This is a genomic window from Pseudomonas sp. 18058, assembly GCF_902706155.1.
In the GTDB taxonomy this organism is placed as follows: domain Bacteria; phylum Pseudomonadota; class Gammaproteobacteria; order Pseudomonadales; family Pseudomonadaceae; genus Aquipseudomonas; species Aquipseudomonas rustica.
Genome location: NZ_CACSJY010000004.1, coordinates 171,464 through 186,064 on the forward strand (window position 1 = coordinate 171,464; position 14,601 = coordinate 186,064).

Annotated in this window: 10 protein-coding genes and 1 pseudogene; 5 read left to right on the forward strand and 6 right to left on the reverse strand. The window is 58.8% G+C overall.

The genetic code is table 11. The annotated features are described in order from the left end of the window. Nucleotides 1-21: 21 nt before the first annotated feature. The 3 genes from GVL50_RS03900 to GVL50_RS03910 form a co-directional block, all read right to left on the reverse strand. Nucleotides 22-1,635: a mechanosensitive ion channel family protein gene (locus GVL50_RS03900; protein WP_159811824.1), complete on the reverse strand. Its 1,614-nt coding sequence runs from the start codon at nt 1,633-1,635 to the stop codon at nt 22-24. A 72-nt stretch (nt 1,636-1,707) separates the two neighbouring features. Beyond that, nucleotides 1,708-2,718: an AraC family transcriptional regulator gene (locus GVL50_RS03905; RefSeq protein ID WP_159811825.1), complete on the reverse strand. Its 1,011-nt coding sequence runs from the start codon at nt 2,716-2,718 to the stop codon at nt 1,708-1,710. Nucleotides 2,719-2,773: 55 nt separating this feature from the next. After that, nucleotides 2,774-3,889: an AI-2E family transporter gene (locus GVL50_RS03910; RefSeq protein ID WP_159811826.1), complete on the reverse strand. Its 1,116-nt coding sequence runs from the start codon at nt 3,887-3,889 to the stop codon at nt 2,774-2,776. Nucleotides 3,890-4,240: 351 nt separating this feature from the next. Here GVL50_RS03910 and GVL50_RS03915 point away from each other — a divergent pair, with 351 nt between their 5' ends. From GVL50_RS03915 to proP, 3 genes are all read left to right on the forward strand, one after another. Further along, entirely contained in the window at nt 4,241-5,506 is a 1,266-nt protein-coding gene (locus tag GVL50_RS03915) for a mechanosensitive ion channel family protein (protein WP_159811827.1), read from the forward strand. 206 nt (nt 5,507-5,712) lie between these two features. Next, nucleotides 5,713-6,990, forward strand: coding sequence for an OmpP1/FadL family transporter (locus GVL50_RS03920; RefSeq protein WP_159811828.1), 1,278 nt, complete (start codon nt 5,713-5,715; stop codon nt 6,988-6,990). Between the two features lie 190 nt (nt 6,991-7,180). Then, complete coding sequence (proP, locus tag GVL50_RS03925; RefSeq protein ID WP_053120021.1) at nt 7,181-8,686, forward strand: glycine betaine/L-proline transporter ProP; 1,506 nt, start codon at nt 7,181-7,183, stop codon at nt 8,684-8,686. Here proP and GVL50_RS03930 read toward each other — a convergent pair. Further along, nucleotides 8,676-9,269: a nucleotidyltransferase domain-containing protein gene (locus tag GVL50_RS03930; protein WP_159811829.1), complete on the reverse strand. Its 594-nt coding sequence runs from the start codon at nt 9,267-9,269 to the stop codon at nt 8,676-8,678. The two genes, proP and GVL50_RS03930, sit on opposite strands and share 11 nt — an antisense overlap. Before the next feature lie 1,051 nt (nt 9,270-10,320). Beyond that, nucleotides 10,321-10,926 (reverse strand): TetR/AcrR family transcriptional regulator, encoded by a 606-nt coding sequence (locus GVL50_RS03935; RefSeq protein WP_159811830.1) that lies wholly within the window; start codon nt 10,924-10,926, stop codon nt 10,321-10,323. A 157-nt stretch (nt 10,927-11,083) separates the two neighbouring features. On the opposite strand from GVL50_RS03935, the gene GVL50_RS03940 reads away from it, so the two are divergent. Both GVL50_RS03940 and GVL50_RS03945 read left to right on the forward strand, forming a co-directional pair. Further along, nucleotides 11,084-12,466 carry an aspartate aminotransferase family protein gene (locus GVL50_RS03940; RefSeq protein ID WP_159811831.1) on the forward strand — a complete coding sequence of 461 codons (1,383 nt, stop codon included), beginning with the start codon at nt 11,084-11,086 and terminating at the stop codon, nt 12,464-12,466. A 268-nt stretch (nt 12,467-12,734) separates the two neighbouring features. Next, nucleotides 12,735-14,438, forward strand: coding sequence for an amidase (locus GVL50_RS03945; protein ID WP_159811832.1), 1,704 nt, complete (start codon nt 12,735-12,737; stop codon nt 14,436-14,438). A 45-nt stretch (nt 14,439-14,483) separates the two neighbouring features. On the opposite strand, the pseudogene GVL50_RS28920 reads toward GVL50_RS03945, so the two are convergent. Next, nucleotides 14,484-14,601: pseudogene (locus GVL50_RS28920) on the reverse strand (IS110 family transposase); the annotation flags it as partial.

Below are 14,601 nucleotides of genomic sequence, written 5' to 3' on the forward strand. Positions count from 1 at the left end.
CGGACTCCCTTGCAGCGACGGTCACTGATCCTTCGTTTCTTGCGCCGGCGAGGTAAACCACTTATCTCGCGGCACCCACTTCTCGGCCTGCGGATCACCCAGGTAGTGCGGCGACATGATCTGCACGCCGTACTCGTTGAACACGTCCTGAATATTGGCGTGGAGCATGCTCAACAGCACCGCGCGTGGCCGTGGCTGACTCGGGATCGCCTGCGCCACCAATCGGTACTCGGGATAGAAATCCGACAGCGCGGTTTGAAACACCTGCGCCGCCGGGTCTTCGAGAATCCCCGGCGTGCGTTTGGCCGCTTCCAGCAGCATCGCTTCGACCTGCCGCCACGGTGTGTCGTAGCCGATGGTCACCACCGTGTCGACCACGTAACCCGGGCCTTGCACGGTGCGCGAGTAGTTCTTGGTCACCGTACCGGTGATCAGTGAATTGGGCAGCGTCAGCACTTCACCAAGCCCCGTGCGAATACGCGTGGTGAACATGCCCAACTCGGTGACCGTACCCTCGTATTCGCCGATTTTGACGAACTCGCCCGGGCGCAATGTGCGGGTATACGTGAGGATCAACCCAGCCGCTGCCTGCCCCACCACGCTGGTCGCACCGAGGGAAATCATCAGACCGATCAACACCGACAAGCCCTTGAACGCATCGGTTCCGGCGCCGGGCAGATACGGATAAGCCATCGCCAGCGCAAACAACCAGATCGCCAGCGACGTCAGCCGTTGGGTCGGTTGCAGGGTTTCATGATTGAGCCAACTGAACGTGCCCGGCGTCGACATGCGCCGCAGCATGCGCCGGGTAAACGCGGTAGCGCCGCGCGCAATAAAGAAAATCGCCAACGCCACGCCCAACCCCGGGACGGCGCCAACGATGCCTTGCAGCAAATAATCGGCGAGTTCGAACAGGTAGTTGTTGAGGCTTTCACCCCAAGGCCGGGTGTAGGGAAACCGCGACAGGACAAAGCCCAGCCACTCATAGGTCAGCAGCAAAATCACCAGCCAGCGCAGCACCAACAGTAAACGGCTGACCAAGGGATAAAGGAAATTGGCGTCGATCACCTGCACCCGCCCGACCTTCAACGCCTTGGTGTGGCGATCCATCAGTTCGGGGAGTTTTTTCAGCAAGCGCCGGCGCATCCAGGCCAGCGCCCACAACAACGCGACATAGATGACGGTGGCCACCGCCGCCAAGGCCAGCGACCTGATGATCAGATCCATACTGCGCGCTTCACGGGTCTCGGAAACGACCTGACGCAGTTTTTCAGCCGCACCTTCGGCGGCCTGCTGCACCGAGGAATATTGCAGGCTGTCGACATCGTTGGGTGAAACGATGAATGCCCGTTTGTTGCCGAGCAGCACCATGTAACTGTTCTGGATCGAATCGATGCTGATGTTCAGTTCGGCGTCTTCATCGAGCGCTTCACTGATGACCATTTTCGCCCGTTTGACCCGCGAGGCCGGCGCCTCGCCCAGAATGGTTGCGCGAAACAGCATGATGCTGCGATTCGCGACCTTGAGCTCTACCGCATCATTTTCCGCTTTTGCCGCAGCGTCGAGCGCCCAGCCAGACCCCGTCCAGAGCATCGCGAAAACCACTATTAATACAGCCAGCAGCTTGCTTCGCATGCGCCTTTTTCCTTACGCCACAGTTGTTTGTGAGGGATACGTAAGGCAGCGTAGTTGAGCGATGAACGGTTGTCAGATTTCCACAGTCGACAGTTGTTGTGCCCGCCAGTTTCTGGGCGAAACACCCGTCCATTGTTTGAAATGACGGCTGAACACCGAGACATCGGCGTAGCCCAGATTCAGCGCCAGATCGGTGATGCTGGTCTTGTCCAGCAGCAAGTTTTGCCTGGCGATATCAAGGCGCGTGTCCTGCAGCAGGCGACTGAAACTGATGTTTTCGGCTTTAAGGCGTTTTTGCAGAACACGTGGCTGCAGCCCCAGCGAGTGACTGACCGCATCGATATTGCATTCGCCGGTGTTGAGCAGACTGCCGATCAGATGGCAAACCTGGGCCTTGAGGTTGTCGGGGTATTGGGTTTTGAGCAATTGCATGCGGTTGTTCCAATGTTCGCGCATCAAAACCTCATCGGCGAGCGGCGCGCGTTTGAGGTAATCGAAAGGAAAACTGACGCCGTCGAAACTGCTGTCGAAACGGACTTTTCCGTAGACATCGGCAAATGACCAACCCGGGGTTTTCAAGGTGCCTTGCTGCAAGTGCAAACGAATCTGCGGGCTGTCGGCGCCCGTGAGAATTTTCACCGCGTTGAACAGGTGCGCGCCGCTGAGCTGCCTCAGTTGCTGCAGCCCGAGTTCATTGGTGAAGTCGAACTTGAACCTGATTTCGGCACGCTCGCCCCGTCGACTGACTTCAAGGTGCAAGCCACTGGCGTGCAGGTACAAGTATTGGCGGGCGAAATTCAATGCCTCGCCCACGGTGGGTTGGCGGCTGCCGGACAGGGCCACGTCGCCAATGGCGAGCAGATTCTGTCTTGATGCCAGCCGCAAACCGAACAGCGGTTCCTGACAATGACGTGCGGTGTCATCCAGCAGGTCTGCGGTTTTTTCATACGACAGATAACTGTTCGGTTCGCGCAATTGCGCCACCACCATGCCGCCATCGCGCAGCAGACTTACCGGGTTGTGACCCAGTTCGGTCACTAGCGCGCTGTAGCCCTCGATGGCACCGCTGCGTAACAGAAACATTGCCTGCATCCTTAGCCGTAAAAAAAGTGATGGATCAGCTACTAACCGTGGGCGCTCAAGGCGAATGTTCCTCAACGGTCTGCGTCAATGGCGTGACGGCTTCGGCAGGTTGATACACCCAGCCAATAAACAGCTCGTAGCCGATCGCCAGAATCACCGGCCCGGTGAACAAGCCGATGATGCCACTGGTGATCATCCCGCCGAGCGCGCCGATCAACACCACCGGCATCGGCACGGCCACACCGCGCCCTAGCAGCATCGGTTTGAGGACGTTGTCAGAAAGCCCGGCGATGATCATCCAGATCGCAAAAATAATCGTGCTGGCACTGACACCGCCCTGAGCGAAGGCATAGATCACCACCGGCAGCGTGATCAGCAGAACCGGCAATTGCATGATGCCCAGCAGCAACACCAGTAGCGCCAGCACGCCGGCTGCCGGAATGCCCATGATCACCAGCGCCACACCGATCAACAGCATCTGAATGAACGCAATCCCGACCACACCCTGCGCCACGGCACGAATCGTCGCGGTACACAGTTCGGCAATCTGCGGCCCGCGCACCGGCCCGGAGACACGACTGGTGATTGCGACGGCTGTCCGCTGACCACGCTCGCCGTTTTTCATGATCAGCCCGGCGAAAATCAGCGCAAGGATAAACACCACGATGCCGGTGCCGACGCCGGCTACCTGGTGCAGCGCAACCTTGCTCCAGTCTTTCAGATGTGGGGCGACCTGATGAAAGGCCCAACTCAAATCCTGCGAGGCGTGCAGCCAGATGCCATACAACGGCGCGCCGATCAGCGGCCAGCTCTCGACATTGGCCGGTGGTGGCGGAATTTCGAACTGACCATTCTCCACCGCGTGGATGCCGGTTTGCACCGAGTCCGCCACCGAGGCACCCAGCAAGCTTAACGGCAGCATCAGGATCACCAGCCCGAGAATCACCAGAATCACTGCCGCCCAACCGTTACGCCCACCCAGCTTGGCGCCGAGCATCTGGTTCAGTGGGTAGAGGGTGACCGCGAGAATCAGCGACCAGAGCATCACGTTGAGAAACGGATGAAAGATGTCGTAGCAGAACAGCACCAGAACCGTGATCAAGCCGGCACGTATCAACACGTCCAGTAACGCCCTTGAGCTGTTGAACGTGAGCAGCGGTTTCTCTTCCATCGTGGTTCTCCTGAGAAGCACCCATTGCGGGATGTCGGTTGGCTCAGCCTAGAACACAACGCCGGGCCCAGCCGTTTTTACGCATGATTTAGCGGCCGGAGGCTTGCCCGGGCGCGGCAGAACTTATTGCGCAGCGCTTGAGTCGTCAATGCCACGTTCGTGATCCATCAACCTTTGTTCGCGAAAAATCAAGTTGCTTATTCGCTTGCTGCGTAACCTTGATGGACTTGCTGAATCGCTTCTCCCGCGATTGAAAAACAACCGCCAATCGCAGCCTTCGCAACGTCTTTCCCTCAGCCGCCCCCTCTCTCATTCAAGGAAAGGGCTGCGCCGTACAGGAATATCAAACCGATGAATTTCACAGAGATTTGGCTCAATGTTGAGCAGTTCTGGCGCTCGCTGGACAATCATCCTTACGTGAACGCCACGCTGACATTGCTGGTGCTGGTGTTTGTCGCGCTGCTGTTGGGGCGTCTGGGTCGCTTTCTGATCCAGCAAGGCGTCCGGTTGCTCGGGCGTCAGGCGTCGATGCGCTGGATCAACGATCTGCACAACAACAAAGTGTTTCTGCGCCTCGGGCAAATCATCCCGTCGCTGATCGTCCAGTTCGGTTTGAACATCATTCCGGGGCTAAGCCCAAAGCTACAAACCATCCTGGGTGACATCGCACTGGCCTTCACCCTGTTGTCGCTGGTGATGGCCATCGGCGCCGTGCTCGACACCCTGCTGGTCATCTATGCGCGCACCGAACATGCGCGTACCCGCTCGATCAAGGGTTATGTGCAACTGGCGAAAATGCTGTTGTACGTGCTCGGCGCCATCATCATTGTCGCCATTCTGATCAACCGCTCGCCGCTGTTGCTGCTGTCGGGGCTTGGCGCTATGTCGGCGGTGATCCTGTTGGTCTACAAGGACACCCTGTTGTCGTTTGTCGCCAGTGTGCAGTTGACCAGCAACGACATGCTGCGCGTGGGTGACTGGATCGAAATGCCGCAACTGGGTGCCGATGGCGACGTGGTCGACATCACGTTGCACACGGTCAAGGTGCAGAATTTCGACAAGACCATTGTCTCGATTCCGACCTGGCGCTTGATGTCCGACTCGTTCAAGAACTGGCGTGGCATGCAGCAGGCCGGTGGCCGACGGATCATGCGTGACGTGCACATTGATTCCGGTGGCGTGCGCTTCCTGACGGACGAGGAAGAACATCACATGAGTCAGGTCAGCCTGTTGAGCGCCTATCTGGCGCGCAAACTGCCTGAACTCAAGCACTGGAACGAAGCGCAGGGCAATGTCGCGGCGCTCTCGGCCAATCGTCGCCGCATGACCAATCTCGGCACCTTCCGCGCTTTCGCCCAGGCCTATCTGGACAGCCATCCTTCGATTGCGCGAAACATGACCTGCATGGTGCGTCAGATGCAATCCACCGCTCAGGGTGTGCCGCTGCAGATCTATTGCTTCACGCAAACCACCGTTTGGGCGGACTACGAGCGCATTCAGGCGGATATTTTCGATTACCTGCTGGCCGTATTGCCCGAGTTCGGCCTGAGCCTGTACCAGCAACCGAGCGGTAAGGACTTGCGCGGTGTATTCCCGATGGCTGATGCGATCGTTTGAAACATTGAGCTTGCTCGCGAAAGCGTTGTGTCCGTGACGGCGATGGTGCATGAAATGATGCCCTCGCGAGCAAGCCCGGCTCCTGCAATTCTGCGGTGAAATACATTAGGGACTGACTTACTGACGATACATCCGCCTGGAGACTGGTGCGCGGGCCGATTCCCGTCTAAAACTGATGCACGTCCCTATGTATAAGGAAGTTACGGATGAGATCCACGCACTCACTGTTGATTCTTGCACTGGCCGGCTGCAGCGGGCAGGCATTGGCAGGTGGCATTCAGTTGTATGAAGCAGGACAGGAAGGGGCCGGGCTGGCAAATGCCGGGTCGGCGGCGCAGGCCACCGACCCAAGCGTGATGATGAACAACCCGGCGGGCATCGCGGCGCTCAAGGGCACGCAGGTCAGTCTGACCGGTCAGGCGCTGTTTGGCGGCATCAAGTTTGATCGCGACGGCAACAATGACTTTTCCGGCAACGAGGGCGGCAATCCGCTGCCTTTCCTGCCGGGCACCAGTCTGTTCATCAGTCATGAGGTCAATGACCGCGCCAGCATCGGTTTCGGCATGTACGGCAATTTTGGCCTGAGCGTGAAGTACGACGATGACTGGGCCGGCCGCTATTTCACTCAGGAATCGACGCTGATCGGCATCTCATTGCAACCGACCTTTGCCTACAAGATCACCGATGACCTGTCGATGGGCATCGGCCCGCGGCTGGTCTACGGCTACTACTACACAAAAATAGCCATCGACAATAACGCGCTCCTGCCCGGCACGCCGTTCCAGCAGGACGGCAACGTGCAATACAAAGACACCGACACCGGCACCGGGATCAACCTCGGCCTGCGTTATCAACTGGATCCGCGCACCACCGTGGGCCTGGCGTATACCAGCAAGGTCAAACTGGAATTCAAGGATTCGCCCTCGGTGCACGGCATTCGCAATCCGCTGCTCAATTTCGCGTTTTCCCGGGCCAACGTCGACGATCTGGAAATCGACATGAACATCCCGCAAACCGCAACCTTGAGCGTTGCCCACCAGTTGAACGAGCAATGGACATTATTGGGTTCCGTTGACTGGCAGGACTGGAGCGATTTTGCCGACATCGGCGTTTCGGTGGATACCGCCGGTGGCGATGTGTCGCGTTCGGTCAACCGTAAATATCAGGACACCTGGCACCTGTCGCTCGGTGCGCAAAATCAGCTCACGCCGAAACTGCGCTGGAACATGGGCGTGGGCTACGACAGCTCGGCGGTGAAAGACAAGGATCGCACCGTCGACAACCCGATGGCCGAAGCCTGGCGGCTGGCAACCGGCGTCAGCTACAAGATGACCGAAGACATGGACATCAACCTCAACTACACCCTGGTATGGCTCGGTGACATGGATGTTGAACAGACCAAACGCAACGGCCAGACGCTGTCGGGAAGCTACCCCAACGCCCTCCTTCATATCGTTGGCGGCGGCGCGACCTGGCGTTTCTGATCGACATTGGCCGTCGATGAACTAGCCTGTTTGCATGGAGCTTTCAGTTCGCCCGGCACTGCCTTTTGAAGCTCGCCACGAAATAATTCAGTGAACGCTGAATTATTTCGTATCGCCATGTATCTGAACCCAAAGCGCAATGCCATCAAACAGATAGCACCGATTCAGATCAGGTACAGGGAAACCGCCCATGAAATCCAATGAACAAAGCGTCAGTCCAATCAGACTGAAAGACATCACCATTGTCGACGACGCAAAAATGCGCAAAGCGATTACCGCCGCTGCGCTTGGCAACGCCATGGAATGGTTCGACTTTGGCGTGTACGGCTTCGTCGCCTACGTCCTCGGCAAAGTATTTTTCCCCGGCGCCGACCCCGGCACTCAGATGATCGCCGCGTTGGCGACGTTCTCCGTGCCCTTCCTCATCCGTCCGCTGGGTGGCCTGTTTTTCGGCAGGCTGGGCGATAAGTACGGGCGACAGAAAGTCCTCGCCGCGACCATCGTGATCATGTCGCTGAGCACCTTCGCCATTGGCTTGATTCCCTCTTATGCCTCGATCGGCATCTGGGCGCCGATCCTGCTGTTACTGGCGAAAATGGCCCAAGGCTTCTCGGTCGGCGGTGAATACACCGGCGCCTCGATCTTCGTCGCCGAATACGCGCCGGATCGCAAACGCGGCTTCCTCGGCAGTTGGCTGGACTTTGGCTCCATCGCCGGTTTTGTTCTCGGTGCCGGTGTCGTCGTGCTGATTTCCTCGACACTCGGCGAAGAGCAATTTGAATCCTGGGGCTGGCGCCTGCCGTTCTTCCTCGCCCTGCCCCTGGGCATGATCGGCCTCTACCTGCGCCACGCACTGGAAGAAACACCGGCATTCCAGCAGCACGTAGAAAAACTCGAACAAGGCGACCGCGAAGGCCTCGCCGATGGCCCGAAAGTCTCGTTCAAGGAAGTCGCCACCAAATACTGGCGTAGTCTGATGACCTGCGTTGGCGTGGTGGTGGTGACCAACGTCACCTACTACATGTTGCTGACGTACATGCCGAGCTACCTGTCGCACAACCTGCACTACAGCGAAAACCGTGGCGTGCTGATCATCATCGCGATCATGGTCGGCATGCTGTTTGTGCAACCGGCGATTGGTTTTATCAGCGACAAGATCGGTCGCAAACCCTTCATAGTCGTCGGCAGTATCGGCCTGTTCATTCTGGCCATTCCGGCATTCATGCTGATCAACAGCGGCAAGATCGGCCTGATCTTCTCCGGACTGCTGATGCTCGCGGTGCTGCTCAACTTCTTCATCGGCGTCATGGCCTCGACCCTGCCGGCGATGTTCCCTACGCACATTCGCTACAGCGCTTTGGCCGCTGCTTTCAACATCTCCGTGCTGATCGCCGGTTTGACCCCGACCATCGTCGCCTGGCTGGTCGAAAGCACCAACGATCTGTACATGCCGGCCTACTACTTGATGGTCATCGCCGTGGTCGGCCTGTTCACCGGCGTCACCATGAAAGAAACCGCCAACCAACCGCTACGCGGCGCGGCCCCGGCGGCTTCGGATCTGGCGGAGGCGAAGGAGCTGTTGAAAGAGCATCACGACAACATTGAGCAGAAAATCGAAGACATCGATGCCGAGATTGCTGAGCTGGAGGCGAAGCGCAAGAACCTGGTGCAGCAGCATCCGCGGATTAATGAGTGAGGTTGGCAATCCATTCGTGCTGCGGATGCAATCGTTGTAGATGATCTACCAGCCATTGCCGATCCTCGCCAGAGAGATTCGGCAATGCGCGGGTGAAATCGCCCTGGTCTTTGGGGCGGGTATTCTTGGCTTTGAACAGCAGCGTGGCGGCGGGTCTCAGGTATGGGATGCCGCTTGCGCTGAGGGCGACCATTTCCGCGCGTGGATAGACAATCGACGTATCGCGTTTATAGACCCACGACTGCGCACTCCCCGCTTCAAGCATCACATCCACTCGCCAGGCATTGGCCTCGGTATCAAAACCCCACACCTGAAAAATGTCGTCGCCGGGAAGATCATGCTCCGGCAGGCATTCGAACGCGCCGTTTTTGACGGTGTAGAACTTTAGCTCCGATAACGTCTGCCGGAACAATGGGAAATCCTCACGCAGAACTGTGAACTCCAGGTCACTGTGTTCACGGGTTTGCTGCCCGTGCCACAGATCCAGCGCCCATCCGCCGACCACGCACCATGGGCGCGCGAGGTGTTGCAGGCGTTGCGACAAATGTTCAGGCGTCCACGCCAACCATGCGTATTCATCCATGATTCAAAAACTTCCTCGTCCTTAGAATTTGAAATGCGATTCCCTTGTGGGAGCGGGCTTGCTCGCGAATGCGGTGTGTCATTTACCACATCGGTCTTAGTTTGGTTATTGGGGTTTGGGGTTTGGGGGCATATCCGTTGCTGCGGTGATGGCTGCTGGCGGTTTCGCTCTTACAGCGAGTCACCTTTTCCAGACGCCGAAAAGGTAACCGAAAAGGATTGGCCCCGGCGTACGGCACTTCGCTGAGGCTCAGTGTTCCCTCGCTACGGTGTCCATCCGGGGGCATCGCCTACGGTTTGCTTCGCTGCACCTCCTCTCGATGTGTGCGGCTGCGCCGCACGGCGCTACGCGCCAAACCCGGATGGACACCTACGCTCGGCCTGCCGAAGGGGCTTGAGATCAAAAGCCGGATCAAGATCAAGATCAAAGGCCCCTCACCCTAGCCCTCTCCCGGAGGGAGAGGGGACTGATGGCGTGGATTGGGAGAGGTACGCCGACGTGAAAGACCGAGTCGAACGCATATCTTGAAAATCCCACCAATCGGCCCCCTCTCCCTCCCGGAGGGAGAGGGGACTGATTGCGTGGATTGGGAGAGGTACGCCGACGTGAAAGACCGAGTCGAACCCAAATTTTGAAAAGCCCACCAATCGGCTCCCTCTCCCTCGGGAGAGGGCTGGGGTGAGGGGCGAAAACACCACAAAACCAAAGCCAAGCACGCCCCGCCCTTCACCACTCAATAGGCCGAGTGCCAGCTCGCCTGCTCTTGATCTTGACTCACCGGCCCGTCGGCAGGCTGAGCAGAGGGATTGATCCGGGGGTGGGAGCGTAGCGACCGTTTGGCGCAGCCAAACACAGCGAGAGGAGGTGCAGCGAAGCAAACCGTAGGCGCTGCCCCCCGGATAAATCCCGGAGCGAAGGAACCCGAGCCCCAGCGAGGGCCGAACGTCAGGGCAAAGCCTTTTCGGTTACCTTTTCGGCGTTTGGAAAAGGTGACTCGCCGTAAGGGCGAAACCCTAATCAGCCCCACCCGCAGCAACGGATATGCCCCCAATCACCCAGACAACATCCCATGACACATCAACCCCAACACACTCCGCATATGCCGCGAATGCGCCTCCCGATCCGGCGTCAATTCAGTAGCCAACCGAATAAACGCCACATTCGCATACTGATTAAACACCGTCGCCGCCACATCAATATCAACCGAGTCTCGAATCCTGCCAACCCCCTGAAAATGCACGAGCAGCGCCTTGGTCTCCTCAATCACCGCCGCATTCCAAGGATCAAGCGCCCGAGCCAATTCCCCGGTAAACAAAAACGGCGCCAACTCCCGCCACAGTGAAGCCGGCATAGCCTCCAACTGGTAATGCGTCATCAACCCCTCAAACGCACACAACGCCTCCAGCGGATCACTGTCGTCATCAAGACGGGCCCGCGAATCGCGCATGGCTTTTTCGTCAGGCTGCTTCAGCAACGCCAACAAAATCTCCTGCTTGCCGCCGAAATAATTCACCACCGTCGGCGCCGACACCCCGGCCTGCACCGCGATCTGATCCAGCGTCGTCGCCGCAAACCCGTTGGTCTTGAACAGCTCCAGCGCCGCCTCGGCAATCACCTGCCGGCGCTGTTCCTTTTGCCGCTCTCGAAGTCCGCTCATGTTGCCTCTGATGATGCTTGCCAATGACCCTCAGCCTACGGCGATATTTTTTCACCGACAAATATTTTCTTTACAAAAATATTTTTAGGTGACAAAACTTTACTCGTGCAGCGCGGCAACGAACGCACTCACCCGCCCTTTTCTCTGGAGATCAGCCATGTCCGCCGAATTCGATTCGACCCGCAGTACCAGCGATTACCAAGCCGCCGACGCCGCGCACCACATTCACGCGTTCGTCGACCAAAAGGCCCTCAACGAAGAAGGCCCACGGGTGATGGTCAGCGGTGATCGCCTGGCGCTGTGGGACAACGACGGCAATCGATACCTCGACGGCATGTCTGGCTTGTGGTGCACCAATCTCGGTTACGGCCGCAAGGATCTGGCCGCCGCCGCGACCGCGCAGCTGGAACAACTGCCCTACTACAACATGTTCTTCCACACGACCCACCCGGCGGTGATCGAACTGTCCGAGCTGCTCTTCAGCCTGCTGCCCAAGCACTACAGCCACGCGATCTACACCAACTCTGGCTCCGAAGCCAACGAAGTGCTGATCCGCACCGTGCGCAAGTTCTGGCAAGTGATGGGCAAGCCCGAGAAGAAAATCATGATCGGCCGCTGGAACGGCTACCACGGCTCAACCCTCGCAGCGACGGCGCTGGGCGGCATGAAGTTCATGCACGAAATGGGCGGCACCATCCCGGACGTCGCGCACATCGACGAGCCGTACTGGTTTGCCCACGAAGGCAATCTCAGCCCGGAAGAGTTCGGCCTGCAAGCCGCGCGACAACTGGAAGACAAAATTCTCGAACTGGGCGCCGACAAGGTCGCCGCTTTCGTCGCCGAACCGTTCCAGGGCGCGGGCGGCATGATCATTCCGCCGGCTACTTACTGGCCAGAAATCCAGCGCATCTGCCGCAAATACGACGTGCTGTTGTGCGCCGATGAAGTAATCGGCGGGTTCGGCCGCACTGGCGAATGGTTCGCGCATCAGACCTTCGGTTTCGAGCCCGACACCCTGTCGATCGCCAAAGGCCTGACCTCCGGTTACATCCCTATGGGCGGTCTGATTCTGTCGCGACGTATGGCCGATGCACTGGTTGAGAAAGGTGGCGTGTTCGCCCACGGCCTGACTTATTCCGGGCACCCGGTCGCGGCTGCCGTGGCGATTGCCAACCTCAAGGCGTTGCGCAATGAAGGCGTGGTCGCTCAGGTGAAGGCTGATACCGGGCCGTATCTGCAAAATTGCTTGCGCGAGGTGTTTGGTAATCACCCGTTGATCGGCGAGATTCAGGGCGTCGGCCTGGTGGCCGCGTTGCAGTTTGCTGAAGACAAGGCCAGCCGCAAGCGCTTTGCCAATGAGAACGACATGGCCTGGCGTTGCCGCACGATCGGTTTTGAAGAAGGCTTGATCATCCGCTCGACACTGGGCCGGATGATCATGGCGCCGGCGCTGGTAGCGACCCGGGCGGAGCTGGATGAGTTGATCGACAAGACCCGCATCGCCGTGGATCGCACGGCGCGGGAGTACGGCGTCCTGTAGCTCACGTCACTGTAGGAGCTGCGGCACGTTGCGATCTTTTGATCTTGATCTTGAAAAACAAAATCAAAAGATCGCAGCGTGCCGCAGCTCCTACAGTTGCCCACCCAGTAGCCATTGACGGACAAAGTTAGATCCCGCCGATTACTCCGTGCGCCGCTTGGTGTTAAATAGGCGCCAGTCTTCACCTTGTCGCTTAAAGCTGTGCAACGAGAACCGATATGAACACCCATTCCAAGAAAAACACCCACATTCAAACGGCGGTGACCGCATGATCGAAGTCACCGAAGTTTCCATTGCGCAACTGCGCGCTGCGCTGGAATCCGGCCAGACCACCTCGGTCGAGCTGGTGCAAGCCTACCTCGCGCGCATCGACGCCTACGACGGCGCCGATACCCCGACGGCGCTGAATGCCGTGGTGGTGCGCAACCCTGAAGCGCTGAACGAAGCGCAAGCCGCCGATGCCCGTCGCGCCAAAGGTGAAACCCTTGGCCCGCTCGACGGCATCCCTTACACCGCCAAAGACAGTTATCTGGTCAAAGGACTGACCGCCGCGTCCGGCAGCCCGGCGTTTGCTGATCTGGTCGCCTATCGCGACGCCTTCACCATCGAGCGCCTACGCGCGGCCGGGGCGATTTGCCTGGGCAAAACCAATATGCCGCCGATGGCCAATGGCGGCATGCAGCGTGGCGTTTATGGCCGTGCAGAGAGCCCGTACAACGCTGATTACCTGACCGCACCCTTTGCTTCCGGCTCGTCCAACGGCGCCGGGACTGCCACCGCTGCCAGCTTCGCCGCGTTCGGTCTGGCCGAAGAAACCTGGTCGAGCGGTCGTGGCCCGGCCTCGAATAATGGCCTGTGCGCCTATACGCCGTCGCGCGGCGTAATTTCGGTGCGCGGCAACTGGCCGTTAACCCCGACCATGGACGTTGTGGTGCCGTACGCGCGCACCATGGCTGACTTGCTCGAAGTGCTCGACATCGTCGTCGCCGAAGACCCGGACACCCGTGGCGATCTCTGGCGTCTGCAACCGTGGGTGCCGATCCCGAGCGTCAGCTCCGTGCGCCCTGCTGCTTATGCTGATCTGGCCGCCGACGCGAAAGCGCTGGCCGGCAAGCGTTTCGCCGTACCACGCATGTTCATCAACGCCGATCCTGAGGCTGGCACCAGCGAAGCACCGGGGATCGGTGGCCCGACCGGCCAGCGCATCAACACCCGCGAATCGGTGATTGATCTGTGGAAACAGGCACGTCTGGCACTCGAAGCGGCGGGCGCTGAAGTCATCGAAACCGACTTTCCGCTGGTCTCCAACTGTGAAGGCGATCGCCCCGGCGCGCCGACCGTGTTCACCCGTGGTCTGGTCTCGAAAGAGTTTCTTCACCATGAACTGTGGGATCTGACCGCTTGGGCGTTCGACGACTTCCTGCAAGCCAACGGCGATCCGAAGCTCAATCGTCTGGTTGACGTCGACGGGATGAAAATCTTCCCGCACGAGCCGGGCACCCTGCCCAACCGTGAAGGCGATCTGGTCGCCGGCATGGACGAATACGTGCGCATGGCTGAACGCGGGATCACGCCGTGGAATGAAATCAGCACCGTGCCCGATGGCCTGCGCGGGCTAGAAGAGACGCGTCGCATCGATCTGGAAGAGTGGATGGATAAACTCGGCCTCGACGCCGTGCTGTTCCCGACGGTGGCCGATGTGGGGCCGGCGGATGCCGACGTTAACCCGGAGTCAGCCGATATTGCCTGGAGCAACGGCATCTGGGTGGCCAACGGTAACCTTGCGATCCGTCACCTCGGTGTACCGACCGTCACGGTGCCGATGGGCGTGATGGCTGACATCGGCATGCCGGTCGGCCTGACCTTCGCCGGTCGCGCTTACGACGATTCGAGCCTGCTGCGCCTGGCCGCCGCATTCGAATCAACCGGCAGCAAACGCCAGATCCCGCCACGCACCCCGCCATTGTCATAACCCGATCAAAACTGTGGGAGATTCTATGGTTGCGAACAACGTTTTTTAGGCAGTTTTGCTGACGTATGCTTTCTCGCTCTTCAGCAGCGCGTATGCAATACGCGCGAGTTTACGTGACAAAATCACCAGCGCTTCAGTGGTGGCCTTGCCCTTGTTTCGATGA

Excerpts from the sequence above, each read along its gene's own strand:
- GVL50_RS03900 (WP_159811824.1), bottom strand. The coding sequence starts at position 1,635 with ATGCGAAGCAAGCTGCTGGCTGTATTAATAGTGGTTTTCGCGATGCTC.
- GVL50_RS03905 (WP_159811825.1), bottom strand. The coding sequence starts at position 2,718 with ATGTTTCTGTTACGCAGCGGTGCCATCGAGGGCTACAGCGCGCTAGTG.
- GVL50_RS03910 (WP_159811826.1), bottom strand. The coding sequence starts at position 3,889 with ATGGAAGAGAAACCGCTGCTCACGTTCAACAGCTCAAGGGCGTTACTG.
- GVL50_RS03915 (WP_159811827.1), top strand. The coding sequence starts at position 4,241 with ATGAATTTCACAGAGATTTGGCTCAATGTTGAGCAGTTCTGGCGCTCG.
- GVL50_RS03920 (WP_159811828.1), top strand. The coding sequence starts at position 5,713 with ATGAGATCCACGCACTCACTGTTGATTCTTGCACTGGCCGGCTGCAGC.
- proP (WP_053120021.1), top strand. The coding sequence starts at position 7,181 with ATGAAATCCAATGAACAAAGCGTCAGTCCAATCAGACTGAAAGACATC.
- GVL50_RS03930 (WP_159811829.1), bottom strand. The coding sequence starts at position 9,269 with ATGGATGAATACGCATGGTTGGCGTGGACGCCTGAACATTTGTCGCAA.
- GVL50_RS03935 (WP_159811830.1), bottom strand. The coding sequence starts at position 10,926 with ATGAGCGGACTTCGAGAGCGGCAAAAGGAACAGCGCCGGCAGGTGATT.
- GVL50_RS03940 (WP_159811831.1), top strand. The coding sequence starts at position 11,084 with ATGTCCGCCGAATTCGATTCGACCCGCAGTACCAGCGATTACCAAGCC.
- GVL50_RS03945 (WP_159811832.1), top strand. The coding sequence starts at position 12,735 with ATGATCGAAGTCACCGAAGTTTCCATTGCGCAACTGCGCGCTGCGCTG.